This is a genomic window from Streptomyces sp. NRRL S-495, assembly GCF_000966955.1.
GTDB classification, from domain to species: domain Bacteria; phylum Actinomycetota; class Actinomycetes; order Streptomycetales; family Streptomycetaceae; genus Kitasatospora; species Kitasatospora purpeofusca.
In genome coordinates, this window is sequence record NZ_JZWY01001220.1 from 1 (window position 1) to 496 (window position 496).

The window sequence follows — 496 nt, forward strand, 5'->3', positions numbered from 1 at the left end:
CAGCCGGGCGGCGTGGACGGCCCCGGCCCGGATCGCGAGCTGGGGTTCCCCGGAGGCGAGGGCTTCGGCGAGCAGGGCGGGCGGGGTGTCGTGGGCGTCCAGGTCCAGCAGGACGAAGCGGTCGGGGTTCTCGGTCTGCGCCGAGCGGACCAGGCCCCAGAGCGCGGCCAGGGCCGGATCCGGGACGTCGTCGCCGGTCACCGGGACGGCGCCGCTGGTGACCAGGACCAGCCTGGAGCCGGTCAGGCGCTCGTCGGCCAGCCAGTCGCGCAGCAGGGCGAGGACGGTGCCGAGGCCGTCGTGGACCGCGTCGCGGAGGGTGCCGGGCGGCGCGTACGGGGCCGGGGCGGGCGGGCAGGCGGCCAGGATCAGGCGGGGCCGCGGGGCGCCCGCGTCGAGCAGTGCGGACAGCGCGGCGAGGTCGGGGACCGTCCGGCCGGGGAGCGGCGCGGCGCCGGAGGGCAGGGGCGTCCCGGTGCCGAGCACGGTCCAGGAC

Annotated in this window: 1 pseudogene; it reads right to left on the reverse strand. The window is 79.8% G+C overall.

Annotation, left to right across the window (positions count from 1 at the left end):
- A pseudogene (locus tag VR45_RS40735) lies at positions 1–496 on the reverse strand (modular polyketide synthase BFAS4); the annotation flags it as partial.